General features: G+C 62.6%; 12 protein-coding genes. 1 reads left to right on the plus strand and 11 read right to left on the minus strand.

Features of this window, described 5'->3' with window-relative positions:
* Nucleotides 1-5: 5 nt before the first annotated feature.
* From nifS to nifH, 10 genes are all read right to left on the minus strand, one after another.
* Nucleotides 6-1,208, minus strand: coding sequence for a cysteine desulfurase NifS (gene nifS, locus HMPREF3096_RS17825; protein ID WP_012967611.1), 1,203 nt, complete (start codon nucleotides 1,206-1,208; stop codon nucleotides 6-8).
* A 15-nt stretch (nucleotides 1,209-1,223) separates the two neighbouring features.
* Nucleotides 1,224-2,063: a Fe-S cluster assembly protein NifU gene (gene nifU, locus HMPREF3096_RS17830; RefSeq protein WP_023340488.1), complete on the minus strand. Its 840-nt coding sequence runs from the start codon at nucleotides 2,061-2,063 to the stop codon at nucleotides 1,224-1,226.
* A 194-nt stretch (nucleotides 2,064-2,257) separates the two neighbouring features.
* Nucleotides 2,258-2,728, minus strand: coding sequence for a NifB/NifX family molybdenum-iron cluster-binding protein (locus tag HMPREF3096_RS17835; RefSeq protein ID WP_008804129.1), 471 nt, complete (start codon nucleotides 2,726-2,728; stop codon nucleotides 2,258-2,260).
* Nucleotides 2,715-4,100 carry a nitrogenase iron-molybdenum cofactor biosynthesis protein NifN gene (nifN, locus tag HMPREF3096_RS17840; protein WP_032735991.1) on the minus strand — a complete coding sequence of 462 codons (1,386 nt, stop codon included), beginning with the start codon at nucleotides 4,098-4,100 and terminating at the stop codon, nucleotides 2,715-2,717. The genes HMPREF3096_RS17835 and nifN overlap by 14 nt, the downstream gene beginning before the upstream one ends.
* 9 nt (nucleotides 4,101-4,109) lie before the next feature.
* Nucleotides 4,110-5,483 carry a nitrogenase iron-molybdenum cofactor biosynthesis protein NifE gene (nifE, locus tag HMPREF3096_RS17845; protein WP_012541110.1) on the minus strand — a complete coding sequence of 458 codons (1,374 nt, stop codon included), beginning with the start codon at nucleotides 5,481-5,483 and terminating at the stop codon, nucleotides 4,110-4,112.
* 582 nt (nucleotides 5,484-6,065) lie between these two features.
* Nucleotides 6,066-6,728 carry a NifB/NifX family molybdenum-iron cluster-binding protein gene (locus HMPREF3096_RS17850; RefSeq protein WP_012967614.1) on the minus strand — a complete coding sequence of 221 codons (663 nt, stop codon included), beginning with the start codon at nucleotides 6,726-6,728 and terminating at the stop codon, nucleotides 6,066-6,068.
* 10 nt (nucleotides 6,729-6,738) lie between these two features.
* On the minus strand, nucleotides 6,739-6,957 hold the full coding sequence (gene nifT, locus HMPREF3096_RS17855) for a putative nitrogen fixation protein NifT (protein WP_004203557.1): 219 nt from the start codon (nucleotides 6,955-6,957) through the stop codon (nucleotides 6,739-6,741).
* Between the two features lie 39 nt (nucleotides 6,958-6,996).
* Complete coding sequence (gene nifK, locus HMPREF3096_RS17860; protein ID WP_008804133.1) at nucleotides 6,997-8,559, minus strand: nitrogenase molybdenum-iron protein subunit beta; 1,563 nt, start codon at nucleotides 8,557-8,559, stop codon at nucleotides 6,997-6,999.
* A gap of 55 nt (nucleotides 8,560-8,614) precedes the next feature.
* The gene (nifD, locus tag HMPREF3096_RS17865; RefSeq protein ID WP_012541112.1) at nucleotides 8,615-10,063 is read right to left on the minus strand and encodes a nitrogenase molybdenum-iron protein alpha chain; all 1,449 of its coding nucleotides are present in this window, start codon (nucleotides 10,061-10,063) and stop codon (nucleotides 8,615-8,617) included.
* Between the two features lie 16 nt (nucleotides 10,064-10,079).
* A complete protein-coding gene (gene nifH, locus HMPREF3096_RS17870; RefSeq protein WP_004203553.1) occupies nucleotides 10,080-10,961 on the minus strand; it encodes a nitrogenase iron protein in 882 nt (293 codons plus the stop codon).
* Between the two features lie 403 nt (nucleotides 10,962-11,364).
* Between nifH and nifJ the strand changes: the two genes are divergently transcribed.
* The gene (gene nifJ / locus HMPREF3096_RS17875; protein WP_064144061.1) at nucleotides 11,365-14,880 is read left to right on the plus strand and encodes a pyruvate:ferredoxin (flavodoxin) oxidoreductase; all 3,516 of its coding nucleotides are present in this window, start codon (nucleotides 11,365-11,367) and stop codon (nucleotides 14,878-14,880) included.
* 16 nt (nucleotides 14,881-14,896) lie between these two features.
* On the opposite strand, the gene HMPREF3096_RS17880 is transcribed toward nifJ, so the two are convergent.
* Nucleotides 14,897-15,205 (minus strand): ArsR/SmtB family transcription factor, encoded by a 309-nt coding sequence (locus HMPREF3096_RS17880; protein ID WP_008804136.1) that lies wholly within the window; start codon nucleotides 15,203-15,205, stop codon nucleotides 14,897-14,899.
* Nucleotides 15,206-15,292 lie beyond the last annotated feature (87 nt).

The raw sequence follows: 15,292 nt of genomic DNA on the forward strand, positions 1-15,292 counted from the left end.
CCGCCTTAGCCGTAGACCGGCGTGAAGGCGCCATCCTGCAGGTGCGGCTGACCCTGTCGCCAGTAGGGCGACAGGGCGCGCAGCCGGTCGATAACCGACGGCAGGGTGGCGATGACGTAGTCGATCTCTTTTTCCCGGGTATAGCGTGAGAGGGAGAAGCGGATGGTGCCGTGGGCCGCAGTGTAGGGGATATTCATTGCCCGCATGACGTGCGACGGCTCCAGCGAGCCGGAGGTGCAGGCGCTGCCGCTGGAGGCGGCGATCCCGGCCTGATTCATCAGCAGCAGGATTGCCTCGCCCTCGATACACTCGAAGGCCAGATTGAGAGTGCCGGGCACCCGCGGCTGGCTGCCGCCCATCACCGTCACCGCCGGGATAGTGGCCTGGAGATGCTGTTCAAGACGATCGCGCAGCTGGCTAATCTGCGCCATGCCCGGCAGATGAACCTGCGCCAGCTCGCTGGCGGCGCCCATCCCGACAATGCCGCTGATATTTTCCGTACCGGCCCGCCGGCCATGCGCTTGGTGGCCGCCGCGCAGCAGCGGGCGAAAACGCGTTCCCCGCCGCAGCCAGAGGCAGCCCACCCCTTTGGGGCCGTGGAATTTATGCGCCGAGCAGGAGAGCATATCGATCCGCGTCTGGCTGAGCGTCATCGGGATTTTGCCCACCACCTGCACCGCGTCGCAGTGAAACAGCGCGCCCTGCTCATGAGCCAGCTCCGCCAGTTCGGGCACCGGGAACATGACGCCTGTTTCGTTATTGGCCCACATGATGCTGACCAGCGCCACGCGCGGGCTAAGCGCCGCCCGAAATTGCGCCATATCCAGGGCGCCCTGCTGATCCACGGCGATACGGTGGATCAGGTATCCCTGGCGCTCCAGCTGCTCGCACACCGCCAGAGTGGCGGGATGTTCGACCGCGCTGGTGATGATCTCGCGCCGCTCCGGCATCAGGGCCACCGCCGAGGCGATAGCGGTGGTGGTGGCCTCGGTGGCGCAGGAGGTAAAGATGATCTCGCTGGGGTAGTCGGCCCCGAGCAGGGCGGCCACCTGCTGGTGCGCCCGTTCAAGGGCCGCCTGCGCCGGCAGACCAAAATCGTGTATCGACGAAGGGTTGCCGTAAAAGTCGGTTAAAAAGGGCATCATCGCGTCGAGAACCATCGGGTCGAGACGGGTGGTGGCGTTGTTATCGAGATAAACAGGTTTCATCGTATCCCCCTTGGGTTAGTTAACCGCGGCCGGGGCCGCCACCACGTCCATGTAAGTTCCGGTACGCTCCATCAGCTTTTGCTGCAGCCAGGCGAGGGTCATGTCGGTCATCATGCAGCCGCTGCAGCTGCCGGAGAGGCTGACGGTCACCTGACGCGGGGTGACGTTGAGCAACGTCATGTCGCCGCCGTCGGCCTGAATGTGCGGGCGCAGTTCGTTGATGGTATCGACCACGCTTTGCCAGTGCGCATCGTGGGCCGTCTCCACCGGCAGGGGGGCTGGCGGCTGTTGTGCGAGGATCGCCGCCAGCGCCAGCTCAATTTTTTCATGGCAGGCGGTGCAGCCGCCGCCGGCTTTGGTGTAGTTGATCACTTCCTCGAGGGTGGTCAGGCCGTTGTTCACCACGGCCCGGCGAATATGCCCTTCGTCGACGCCGAAGCACTTACAGATCAGCTTGCCCTCCTCATGCTCCTCCTCAAGGCTTTCGCCGCGAAAATGGGCGATGGCCGCACGCAGCGCTTCCTGGCCCATCACCGAGCAGTGCATTTTTTCCGGCGGCAGACCGTCGAGGTAGTCGGCAATCTGCTGGTTGGTGATCTGCCCGGCTTCGGTCAGGGTGTGGCCGATAATCAGCTCCGTCAGCGCGGAAGAGGAGGCGATGGCGCTGCCGCAGCCGAAGGTCTGGAAGCCCGCCTCCTCGATGATCTCGGTCTGCGGATCAACCCGCAGCATCAGGCGCAGCGCATCGCCGCAGCTTAATGAACCCACATCGCCCACCGCGTTGGCGTTGTCGACCACGCGCGCGTTGCGGGGATGAAAAAAATGGTCTTTCACTTTCTCGGAGTAGTTCCACATGCTGTCAGCTCCAGGGATGATGACGAAAACGCCGGGGCGCGGTACACCGCAGACTGGCGGGGGTACTGACCCCCAAGCAATTGCGATACCAACGCATAAAAACCTTATTTGTTAATGACCTGGCGGGTTAAGCGCCCCCGACAGGGCCGACACTGTTGTGGCGTTTTGTGGGCTTTGTCACATAAACGACAGGATCAGGGGAGCGGGTCGGGCTCCTCCCGCCACGCCGGCTCCTCCAGCAGGCGGTTAAAGCGCTGCGGATCGCGTTGCCGCGCGCTGCGGCGCTGCGCTTTTTCATACCAGGAGAGTTGGATCTCCTGCAGCAAGCCGAGGATGGTGGTCTGGTCTGGGACGCGTTCGGCGCGGACGCCCACCTGCAGCAGCTGGCGAAAAACCGCCTCGCCAATCGCCACGCAGAACAGGGTGACGCAATCCTCAAGGGCGTGGATGCGCTCGGCTATCTTCTCGGTCTGGTGACCGCTGGCGACCGGGAACTCCACCACCCGCAGCAGGGTGACCCGGTCGGCTTTGACGCCGTAGACCACCAGCCGCGGCGTGGCGCCGAAATGCTGATCGACGTGGCGGTAATCGGAGCTGGCGAAGGCGACTTTCATCGACCACTCGTCGGCGTGGACCATATCAAACTGACGATTAATGGGCGGCATAAGCGTCTCCTGAAGCCGGCAGGGGGTCGGCGCCCTGGCGAAGCGGCGAGCGGTAGAGGGCGGTGTGGTGATGGCGGTCGCGCAGCAGATTGGCCAGCTCAAACAGCGTATCTCGCATGCCGGCGTACCCCTGGCGGACGCGACGAAACTCACCGAGCCGGTCGAAGAGGGGAAAACCGACGCGGATCAGCGGCAGGGCAAACTGCTCCGCCAGATCGCGGGCGTGAGAGTTAGCCACCAGCAGATCGGCGGGGTGGTGGCTCAGCAGCTGCTGCAGATCCTCAAGATCCCCCGGCACGACTTGCTCGACCGGCAGCTGGCGCAGGCTGGGGTGGCTGGTGGGGGCGACCAGCGGGCCGGGCTGCATCCCCTGGCTGCGGGCGAAATCACACCACGCCGCCAGCAGGTCGCCCTCCGCCGCCATCGCCATGCGCTGGCCCTGAAGCCACATATGGCAGTCGATCATCGCATCCTGCAGCTGGCCGCGCTGGCGCTCAATCCAGGCCGGTACGCGGCGTCCGGACATCTTCGCCAGCTGATGGATAAAGGTATCGCAATGGTCGAGGGTCATCAGATGCGGCAGGGCGATCACGTCGCCGCGGCTGCGTTGGGTCAGGAGCGATGCCGCCCGCTGGAGCGACACGCCAATGGCGAAGCTGCCCAGACTCTGGCCCATCTGGGCAATCTGGCGCAGCGAGGCGCCGCCCTGGGTCAGGGGCGTAAAATCCCCTTCACCGAGGTGGCCATCCATTGACTGCGAGAGGTCCGGCAGGATCACCGGCTGCAGGCCAAAGGCCTCCACGCAGCGGCCCAGCCATTCGATATCCCCTGGCGAACAGAGGTGGCTGACCAGCAGGTTGACCCGCCGGGGCCGCTGCCCCGGACGCGGCGTCGGCGCGACCCACTGCTCGATCACGCTCTCGATCACCGCGCTGTAGCCGTTTTCCATCGAGCCAAAAAAATCCGGGGTATTGACGGTGAGGATCGCCACGCCGTTATGGCGCGGATGCGCCTCACGAAACTGGCGCACCACCCGGGCGATATCGCTGCCCTGCGCTTCCGCCAGACCGGTGCTGAGCAGCACGATGGCCTGCGGGCTGTGGCGCTGGCAGAGGGTGTCGAGCGCGGTGAAGATATTGCCGTCGGCCCCCATGATCGTGGCGGTCGGATCCATGGCCGTCGACTGCAGCGGCACCGGGTCATGGAAATGCTGAATAAAGAAAACTTTGGCGAAGGCGCTGCAGCCCTGGGCGCCGTGGACCAGCGGGATGGCCTGGGCCAGCCCGAGGCTGGCGAGGATCGCCCCGAGCGGTTGCCCGGTTTTAATCGGGCTCACCGCCAGCGGTTTTTCACTGCGGATAATATCTGCCATGGTGTTCTCCTAGCGCCACGGGGCGCGGGTATGCGTTTGCGGCCAGACGGGACTGGCGAGGGTCAGACAGAGCTGGCGGGCGAGGGTGATGATGCCCTGATAGCCGGCGTAGGCGTGCTCGCGCTCCTGATTGATATCGAGAAACGGCAGCCGGGCTTTCCAGGCGGTGTACATATTGCGTCCGCCGGCGATCATCAGGTCGGCCTGATAGCGGTACACCACGTCGAGCAGGGTGCGGGCATTGCCCTCCTCAAGCATCACCGCCTCGTCGCCCATCAGCTCACGGATCCGCTGTTTGTCCTCCTCGGTGGATTTCCGCGTGCCGGTGGCCACCACGGTCATGCCGAGATCCTGCAGGGCCGAGACCACCGACCAGGATTTCACGCCGCCGGTATAGAGCAGCACTTTGCGCCCGCGGAGCTGCTCGCGCCACGGCGCCAGGGCCTGCTCCGCCGCCTGCTCTTCGCGGGCGATTAGCGCGTCGGTGCGGCGGCGCAGGTCGTCATCCCCCAGCAGCGTCGCCAGCTGGCGCAAGGCGTCGGAGGTGGCGCGGATCCCGTAGAAGCTGCCTTCAAACCACGGCGTGCCGTAGCGCAGCTCCAGCCCCCGGGCGACGTTGATCAGCGCGCGCGAGCACACCAGCATATTGGCCTGCGCCCGGTGCAGGGTCTGGATCTCGGCAAAGCGGCCGTCGCCGGAGAGGCTGCCGAGGACGCGGATCCCCAGCTCGTCGAGCAGCGGCTGGACCTGCCAGAACTCGCCGGCGATATTGAATTCGCCAATCAGGCCGATATCGTGGCGCTGGGCCGGGGCAAAGGGCGTGTTGTCTGGCCACGGGGCCGGTTCGCGCTGGCCAATCACCTGCCTGAGCATCACGTCGCCCGCCATTCGGTTGCCAAGATTTTTACTGCCGTAGAAACCGGCGGCGTCAATGGCGATGACCGGGACGCCGGTGGCGGTCTGTGCGGCCTGGCAGACGGCCTCCAGGTCATCCCCCTCCATCGCCGGTACGCAGGTGTTGTAGATAAAGACCGCCGCCGGATGATAGCGGTCGACGATGTGACGGACGGCGTGGAACAGGCGGCGTTCGCCGCGGCCCATAATCACATCCTGTTCGTTAAGATCGGTGGTAAAGCCGAGCCGGTTGAGGGCCGGGCCGGCGCTGACGCTGCCGCGGTTATCCCACGAGCTGCCCGCGCAGCCGATGGGGCCGTGCACCAGGTGCGCGACGTCGGCGATGGGCAGGAGCGTTATCTGCGCGCCGTCGAAGGCGCAGCCGCCGGCGGTAGCGCCGGGCTTAGGGGCGCTGCAGCCGGATTTTTGCTTCTGGTTGTGCTCGCAGGCGGGTTCGTCCAGCAGCGCCAGAATTTCCTTTCCCTTCATAGTGACCTCGTTGACGGTGGGAGACCGGAGAGGTGATGCAATTCGCGCTCCAGGGAGAGGGAGGTTGATTTTTAAGGGAAAAGGGTTGTGGGTTTTGCGACAAAGGCAACAATCGGACAGGGGGAAGGCATGATTTATCGCGCTGATAACTGGATTTACCGCGACAGTATTGCCGCATATTGGCGAATGACGGGAAGGGTCGATAAGGTGGAATATTCCGTTCACCGACCTTCCTCACTATTTCATTGCGCCCTCTGCGGGTGAACGGCATGGGGGGCGTTTCGCCCGCCCCCCATGACCCCCAGCATGGCGCTGAAAATTGCCGCTGCGCGGTCCGCTCCACTCCGGCTTCATCTGGCGGAACGGGCGGACTCGACATCCTTGTCTCGACCGCCCTCTGGCCGCCGTCCTGGCGGCCAGTCCTGGATGCGCGCCTGCGTTCTCGCCAATTTTCCTGATGCGCCCAACCCCCGGCTGTTACTTTTGTCCCTGTCCTGCGGCGCTTGCCTTGCTGAAAGAATGTTCCCTGCGGGGGCAAAAAAAGGCCCGCGGGGTCGGCGGGCAACAAGCAAAACGCAACGATTAAAAAACACGTTCCTCCAGAGGGTTATCCCGGTTGAGGCGCTTCGCCAGCCACGGCGGCAGCCGACCGGCCAACATCGCGCTCACCGCGTCGCACTGCGCCTGAATCGTCGTGCCCGGCGGCGCTTTCATCGGATGGATCTGATGGCGGATCAACCTCGCGGCGGCAGGCCCGCCAATCTCCTGACAAAACAGCAGATGGCAATCCTCCAGCAGCCTGGCGCGCATCTCGCTGGCGTCCGACGCCGCAGAAGAAGACGCATAGCGGCGCAGATCCGCCAGCCAGCCGCCCTGGTCATCGAAGGCATAGATAAAAAACAGCCGGTTCTGGCCAAAATGACCATTGATGGCCAGGCCATCCTGCGAGCAAAAAGCGACCCGCAGCTGCGGCGTTCGCTGAGGGGGGCGGGCGATGCGCAAATGGCCGGGCAGCACCCCCTGCAGGCAGGCGATGACCCGCGCCCAGCGGGCTGGGGACATCACCGCCGTCGCCGAAGGAAAGCTGGCGGCCAGCTGAGGCTGCGTCAGGGTGGTTAACCGTGCCGGGGTCAACGTTTCGCCGCACTCCTGCGCCAGCCAGTCGACGACTTGCACCGGCTGCAGCTCCGGCAGCGTCTGGAACAGCGCCAGCAGACGCCAGAAAAGGGTATCGTTGTCGGACATTTCCAGCTCCTTATAGCAGCGTGCTGCGGGTGGCGCGCAGGCTTATCGGGAAGACGGGTCGCCCCGGCTGCGGATTGACGTAGTAGCGACGTCCCCCTTCGAGGGCAATCGCGCCGCCCCAGCGGTCCGTCTCGTCATGTTCGACCTGGAGCACCCGGGCCTCCAGATCCTGTTTGGCGATATAGGCATACAGCGCCTCGCCGCGCTCACGGAAAATCACGATGGGCATACTCCCTCCTGGCCCCGCCTGCGGCGGGGCGCCTGATGGTTAACGAACGAGGTCGAAGCTGTAATCGGTTTTGCCCAACTGGCTGGTGTCGTGGTCCAGTTTTTCCAACACGGCGTTCACCAGCGTCGTGACGATGTTCATTGCGCCTTCATAGCCCCAGGTGGTCTGGCGGTGCAGATGATGGCGGTCGAACAGCGGAAAGCCCAGACGGATCAGCGGCACTTCGAAGGCTTTGCCCTTTGCCAGGGTATCGCGCTGGATAAACTTGCCGTAGGAGTTACCGATCATAAAGTCCGGCTGACGGGTGAACATCAGCGACCGGAAGTGCCACAGGTCGCAGTTGATGAACACTTCGCTTTCCTGACCGTACGGCGAGGCATCGAGCATTTTCTTCATCGCTTTTTGCCAGCGTTTATTGGCGTTATGACTGAGGATCACCGTCGGCTCGCAGCCCAGCTCCAGCAGGAAGCGCGTCAGCCCCATCACGAAATCCGGATCGCCGTAGAGGCCGAATTTTTTGCCATGCAGCCAGGTGTGGGAATCCAGCATCATGTCGACCAGCCGGCCGCGCTCCAGGGTCAGAGCGTCGGCGATCGGTTTGCCGGTCAGCTGACTGACGGTCATTAGCAGGGCGTCGGTGGCGGCCAGGCCCAGCGGAACGGCCACCTCGGTGGCGGGCTGGTTCCACATCTCCTGAACCACCTTTTTGCTTTTCACCAGCTGCCACGGCTGCAGCAGCAGGGTGTCAATGGCGTCCGGCGCGGTTTTGATCTCCTGCTGGCTGGTGCCGCCGGCGTACATCCGGTAATGGCCGTCGGCGGGGGTGTCGAGCACCTCTGATGGGTCGGAGAGCAGGCTGCACGGGACATCCATCTGCGCCATCATCCGCTTCAGCACGCGGAAGTTGCCGAGATAGGTCTCAAATCCGGTCACCAGATTGAGCTTTTGCTGTTTGCCCGGCTGCCCGGCGTAGTCAGCGGTAAAGGTCTTCGCGAACCCTTCGAACATATTGTCCCAGCCGGTGACATGGCTGCCGATAAAGCTGGGGGTATGGGCGTAAGGAATGGCGATGCTGTCGTCAACAAATCCCTCTTTTTTGGCGTTGGCGATAAACGCCTGCAGATCGTCGCCGATCACCTCGGCCATGCAGGTGGTGGAGACGGCGATAATCTCGGGTTTATACAGCGCGCTGGCATTCTGCAGGCCCAGATTCATGTTGTTGTTGCCGCCGAACACCGCCGCGTCCTCGGTCATGGAGTCGGAGACGCAGGCGACCGGCTCTTTAAAATGGCGGTTAAAGTAGGTGCGAAAATAGGCGACGCAGCCCTGGGAGCCGTGCACGTAGGGCAGGGTGCCGGCGAACCCCAGCGCGCAGAGTACGGCGCCGAGCGGCTGGCAGGCTTTGGCCGGGTCGACGGTCAGCGCCTCGCGCTGGAAGTTCAGCGCTTCATACTCGGCGGTGGTGGTCCAGGCAAAAACCTCCTGCACACGCTGCGCGTCGTGCGCCTCTTCAAGGGTCTTTTTATTCTGGAACAGGGTCTGGTATTCATCCTGTTCAAACAGCGGATAACAGCTGTGAATTTTATCGATCGTTTGGCTCATGGTGTTCTCCTCCCGCGCCACAAATCGGTGGACTGACGGGACAGTGAAGGGGCAATCACGCAGACTTCAGCCACGGGGCAGTCAGTTCGTTCCACGCCGGATTGTTCAGGGTCATATCCATATCGCGGGCAAAGATGGCGAAGCCGTCATAGCCGTGATAGGGGCCGGAATAGTCCCAGGAGTGCATCTGGCGGAACGGCACCCCCATTTTCTGGAAAATATATTTCTCTTTGATCCCGGAGCCGATGAGGTCAGGTTTCAGCGCTTTGACGAAGGCCTCCAGCTCATAGCTGCTGGCATCGTCAAACAGCAGGGTGCCCTCTTTCAGGTCCGGCAGGGTGCGGTCGTAATCATCGTTATGGGCAAACTCGTAGCCGGCGGCGATGATCTCCATCCCGAGATCCTCATAGGCGCCGATGACGTGGCGCGGCCGCAGCCCCCCCATGTACAGCAGCACTTTGCGCCCCTCCAGCCGCGGGCGATATTTGGCGATGATGGCCGCCATTTGCCCCTCATATTTGGCGATCACCGCTTCCGCATTGGCGCGAATGGTGTCATCAAATTGATCGGCGATCTTGCGCAGCGATTCGGCGATTTTGGTCGGGCCGAAGAAGTTATATTCCATCCACGGGATCTGATGTTTCTCCTCCATATGGCGGGCGATATAGTTCATCGAACGGTAGCAGTGGACGAGGTTAAGCTTAACGAATGGGGTGTTCTCCATCTCCACCAGGGTGCCGTCGCCGGACCACTGCGCCACTACGCGCAGCCCCATCTCTTCCAGCAGAATGCGCGAGGCCCAGGCGTCGCCGCCGATGTTGTAATCGCCAATGATGGCAACATCGTACGGGGTGCTGGCAAACGGCTGCCCTTCGCGATTGTTCAGCACCCAGTCGCGCACCACGTCGTTGGCGATATGGTGGCCCAGCGATTGCGATACGCCGCGAAAGCCTTCGCAGCGCACCGGGATCACCGGTTTATCCAGCGCCTTGCTGCTGGCGTTGGCTACGGCGCTGATGTCATCGCCGATCAGGCCCACCGGGCACTCCGACTGGATGGTGATCCCTTTGGTCAGCGGGAACAGCAGCTCCATCTCTTCGATCAGTTTGGTCAGCTTTTTATCGCCGCCGAAAACAATATCGCGCTCCTGAAAATCAGAGGTGAAGTTCAGGGTGCCGAAGCTGTCGACACCGCTGACGCCGGTATAGTAGTTGCGCCGTCCGGCGCGCGAGTACTGGCCGCAGCCGATGGGGCCGTGCGAGATATGGGCCATGTCTTTGATTGGCCCAAACACCACCCCTTTCGAGCCCGCATAGGCGCAGCCACGCACGGTCATCACCCCGGGCTGCGATTTACGGTTCGAGATAATGCACTTGCCGACGCTCTCCATCTGCGGATCGCTGATCATCATGTGCTTTCTGCGCTCTTTGCGCGCGGTTTCGGGAAACACCTCCAGGACTTCCTGGATGAGCGCAAGGTTACGTTCGCCTGTTGCGTTGGTCATGGTGAGGATCCTGTGCTCAGGCCGCGTTTTCTTCAGCGGCGGTTTTACCAATGATGCTGGTGTCTTCTTCTTCCATGATGCCGAACTCCATCAGCAGCGATTCCAGCTCGTCCATGGTGCACGGCGTTGGCACCACTTTTTTGGTGTTATTGACGATCTTCTGCGCCAGTTGACGATATTCATTCGCCTGCTGACAGGTCGGGTCGTACTCGATCACCGTCATCCGGCGGATCTCCGCGCGCTGCACAATGTTGTCGCGGGGAACGAAGTGGATCATCTGCGTGCCAAGCTTCTCCGCCAGGGCGATGATCAGTTCGTCTTCCCGGTCGGTTTTGCGCGAGTTACAGATCAGGCCGCCGAGGCGCACCTTGCCAGATTTGGCGTACTTCACGATCCCCTTGGAGATATTGTTGGCGGCATACATCGCCATCATCTCGCCGGAGCAGACGATGTAGATCTCCTGGGCTTTGTTTTCGCGGATCGGCATAGCGAAGCCGCCGCAGACCACGTCGCCGAGGACGTCATAGAAGACGAAATCCAAATCTTCTTCATAGGCGCCTTCTTCCTCGAGGAAGTTGATGGCGGTGATCACCCCGCGTCCGGCGCAGCCGACGCCTGGCTCCGGGCCGCCGGATTCGGCGCAACGGACATCGCCATAGCCGATTTGCAGAACGTCTTCGAGCTCCAGATCCTCGACTGAGCCCACTTCCGCCGCCATCTCCATGATGGTGTTCTGGGCTTTAGCGTGGAGGATCAAACGGGTGGAGTCCGCTTTCGGATCGCAGCCGACGATCATCACTTTCTTACCCATCTCGGCGAGGGCCGCGACGAGATTCTGGGTGGTGGTGGATTTACCGATACCGCCTTTACCGTAGATAGCGCATTGACGCATGGTCATGGTGACTTCTCCTGTTGTTGAGTGTTTGCCAGCAGAGAAGTGCAGGGAACGTACCAGCTGCGAATTTTTGCTTAGTCATTTGATAAATAAGTGTTTTTTGTAAAACAGCCGTGCCGGGAGGCTGAGCAAACGGCACAATAACGCTACCAAATGTGCGAAACAGAACAATTTCCCGCCACGGGCCCGGCGCGGCGCTTTGTCACCTGTTCAACAGCTTGTCGCGCACAGTGTCTTATTCCCCGCAATCCCGCCGGACGGGCCTGCGCGTTTCTTCCCTTAACCTGTTGAATTGATGAGTGACAGGCGGCAATTCGCGAGCTGGCACAGGCTGTGCTTGGAGAGGTGACAGGGTTTGCCGCGGGCTGCCGCGGTAAAGAGAACGCTCACCTTTGAGGATTGAACGATGTCCGGAAACATGAAAACAATGGATGGCAACACGGCGGCGGCCTGGATCTCCTACGCCTTTACCGACGTGGCGGCCATCTACCCCATCACCCCCTCCACGCCGATGGCGGAAAATGTCGATGAATGGGCCGCTAAGGGGAAAAAGAATCTGTTTGGCCAGCCGGTGCGCCTGATGGAAATGCAATCCGAAGCCGGTGCCGCCGGGGCGGTGCACGGCGCGCTGCAGGCGGGAGCGCTCACCACCACCTACACCGCGTCGCAGGGGCTGCTGCTGATGATCCCCAATTTGTACAAAATTGCCGGTGAACTGCTGCCGGGTGTTTTTCACGTCAGCGCGCGGGCGCTGGCGACCAATTCGCTGAATATTTTTGGCGACCATCAGGACGTGATGGCGGTACGCCAGACCGGCTGCGCCATGCTGGTGGAGAATAACGTTCAGCAGGTGATGGACCTGTCGGCGGTGGCGCACCTGGCGGCGATCGCCGGGCGGATCCCGTTTATCAACTTTTTCGACGGCTTTCGCACCTCGCACGAAATACAGAAGATTGAGGTGCTGGCGTATGAGCAACTGGCGACGCTGCTGGACCGCCCGGCGCTGGAGCGCTTTCGTCGGCAGGCGCTGCACCCGGATCATCCGGTGATCCGCGGCACCGCGCAAAATCCGGATATCTACTTCCAGGAGCGGGAGGCGGGTAACCGCTTCTACCTCGCGCTGCCCGATCTGGTGGAAAGCTATATGGCGAAGATCACCGCGCTGACCGGGCGGGAATATCACCTGTTTAATTACCACGGCGCGCCGGATGCCGAGCGGGTGATTATCGCCATGGGCTCAGTGTGCGACACCGTCCAGGAGGTGGTGGAGACGCTGAATGCGGCGGGGGAGAAGGTGGGGCTGCTCAGCGTCCATCTCTATCGGCCGTTCTCGCTGGCGCACTTTTTCGCGCAACTGCCCGGCAGCGTGCAGCGTATTGCCGTCCTTGACCGCACCAAAGAGCCGGGGGCGCAGGCGGAACCGCTGTGCCTCGACGTCAAGAACGCCTTCTATCAACGCGACGATGCGCCGCTGATCGTCGGCGGCCGCTACGCGCTCGGCGGTAAGGACGTGCTGCCCAACGATATCGCCGCGGTGTTTGACAACCTCAGGCAGCCGCTGCCGAAGGACGGTTTTACCATGGGTATTGTCGATGATGTCACTTTTACCTCGCTGCCCGCCCGGCAGGAACCGCTGGCGGTCTCCCATGCCGGGATCACCGCCTGTAAATTCTGGGGCATGGGCTCGGACGGCACCGTCGGGGCAAACAAAAGCGCCATCAAGATCATCGGCGATAACACGCCACTCTACGCCCAGGCCTACTTTTCCTACGACTCGAAAAAGTCCGGGGGGATCACCGTTTCGCACCTGCGCTTTGGCGATCGGCCGATCACCTCGCCCTACCTGATCCACCGGGCCGATTTTATCGCCTGCTCTCAGCAATCCTATGTCGACCGCTACGACCTGCTGGAGGGGCTGAAGCCGGGAGGCACCTTTCTGCTCAACTGCAGCTGGTCCGAGGCAGAGCTGGAGCAGCACCTGCCGGTCAGCGTCCGGCGCTATCTGGCGCAGGAAAAGATCGACTTTTATACCCTTAATGCGGTGGACATTGCCCGCGAGCTGGGCCTCGGTGGGCGCTTTAACATGCTGATGCAGGCGGCGTTCTTTAAGCTGACGGCGATTATCGAGCCGCAAACGGCGGCGGACTATCTCAAGCAGGCGGTGGAGAAAAGCTATGGCAGCAAAGGGGCGAGCGTCATTGAGATGAACCGGCGGGCTATCGAGCTGGGGATGGCGGCGCTGCACCGGGTGACGGTACCCGCCCACTGGGCGACCCTCGAGGCGCCGGCACCGCAGGCGAGCGCCCTGATGCCGGACTTCATCCGCGATATCCTGCAGCCCATGAACCGCCAGCGTGGCGACCTGTTGCCGGTGAGCGCCTTCGCCGGAATGGAAGACGGCACCTTTCCCTCCGGCACCGCCGCCTGGGAGAAGCGCGGCATCGCGCTGGAGGTGCCGGTCTGGCAGCCTGACGGCTGTACCCAGTGTAACCAGTGCGCCTTTGTCTGCCCGCATGCGGCGATCCGCCCGGCGTTACTGAACGCTGAAGAGCAGGACACGGCTCCCGCCGGGCTGCTGAGTAAACCCGCCCAGGGGGCCAAAGACTATCACTATCATCTGGCTATCTCGCCGCTGGACTGCTCCGGCTGCGGCAACTGCGTGGAGAGCTGCCCGTCGCGCGGCAAGGCGCTGCAGATGGTCTCCCTCGACAGCCAGCGTGCGATGGCTCCGGTCTGGGATTACGCCCTGGGACTGGCGCCAAAAGATAACCCGTTTCGCAAAACGACGGTCAAAGGCAGCCAGTTCGAAACGCCGCTGCTGGAGTTTTCCGGCGCCTGCGCGGGCTGTGGAGAAACGCCCTATGCCCGGCTTATCACCCAGCTGTTTGGCGACCGGATGCTGATCGCCAACGCCACCGGCTGCTCTTCGATCTGGGGCGCCAGCGCGCCTTCGATGCCCTATACCACCAACCATCGCGGCCACGGGCCGGCCTGGGCAAACTCGCTGTTTGAGGATAACGCCGAGTTCGGTCTCGGCATGATGCTTGGCGGCCAGGCGATCCGCCAACAGATCGCCGAGGAGCTGACCGCCGCGCTGGCGCTGCCGGTCAGCGACGCGCTTCACGCCGCGATGCGGCAGTGGCTGGCGCAGCAGGATGAGGGGGAGGGGACCCGCGAGCGCGCGGACCGCCTCAGTGCGTTGCTGGCGGCGGAAAAAGAGGGCGTCCCGCTGCTGGAGCAGCTCTGGCAGAACCGCGACTATTTCGTCCGGCGTTCGCAGTGGATCTTCGGCGGCGACGGCTGGGCCTACGATATCGGCTTTGGCGGCCTCGATCATGTGCTGGCCAGTGGGGAAGACGTCAATATTCTGGTGTTTGATACCGAGGTCTACTCCAACACCGGCGGCCAGTCGTCCAAATCGACCCCGGTGGCGGCGATCGCCAAATTTGCCGCTCAGGGGAAACGCACGCGTAAAAAAGATCTCGGCATGATGGCGATGAGCTACGGCAATGTTTACGTTGCCCAGATCGCCATGGGCGCCGATAAAGATCAGACCCTGCGGGCCATCGCCGAGGCCGAGGCCTGGCCGGGACCGTCGCTGGTGATCGCCTATGCCGCCTGTATCAACCACGGCCTGAAAGCCGGGATGCGCTGCAGTCAGCGCGAGGCGAAGCGGGCGGTGGAGGCGGGATACTGGCACCTGTGGCGCTATCATCCGCAGCGGGAAGCCGAGGGCAAAACGCCGTTTATACTGGACTCCGAAGAGCCGGAAGAGAGTTTCCGCGACTTTTTGCTCGGCGAGGTGCGCTATGCCGCGCTGCATAAAACCACGCCGGATCTGGCGGACGCGCTGTTCCGGCAAACGGAGGACGATGCCCGGGCCCGTTTCAGGCAGTATCAGCGGCTGGCGGGAGAGGAGTAGGCTGTCGGTTAGCGATTCACGGCTGCTGCATCACGTTCAGCAGCGTATCCAGCAGGCCGGGAAAACGGGCGTCCAGATCTTCCCGGCGCAGCGAAATCATGTTCTCCCGTCCCTGAGGCCGTTGCCAGATCACACCGCTGTCGCGCAGGACGCGCCAGTGGTGGGTCATGGTGGACTTGGCCACCTCTTCCTGGCGCAGAGCGTTGCAGCTCAGCTCGCTGCCGTCGGCCAGCGTGCGGATGATCTCCAGTCGCAGTGGGTTACCGAGCGCGGAAAGGACATTTTCCAGGCGAATTTGTTCTCGTTCGGGGTGATTGGCGATCATAATAATCCTGTGTCGGCGGTGGCGCGGCGCATGGCAGCCGCAGCCCATATCGGCGGCTGGCGGCTACTATACCCAAACTCCGGTTCT

It is taken from the genome of Klebsiella sp. HMSC25G12 (genome assembly GCF_001807705.1).
GTDB classification, from domain to species: domain Bacteria; phylum Pseudomonadota; class Gammaproteobacteria; order Enterobacterales; family Enterobacteriaceae; genus Klebsiella; species Klebsiella variicola.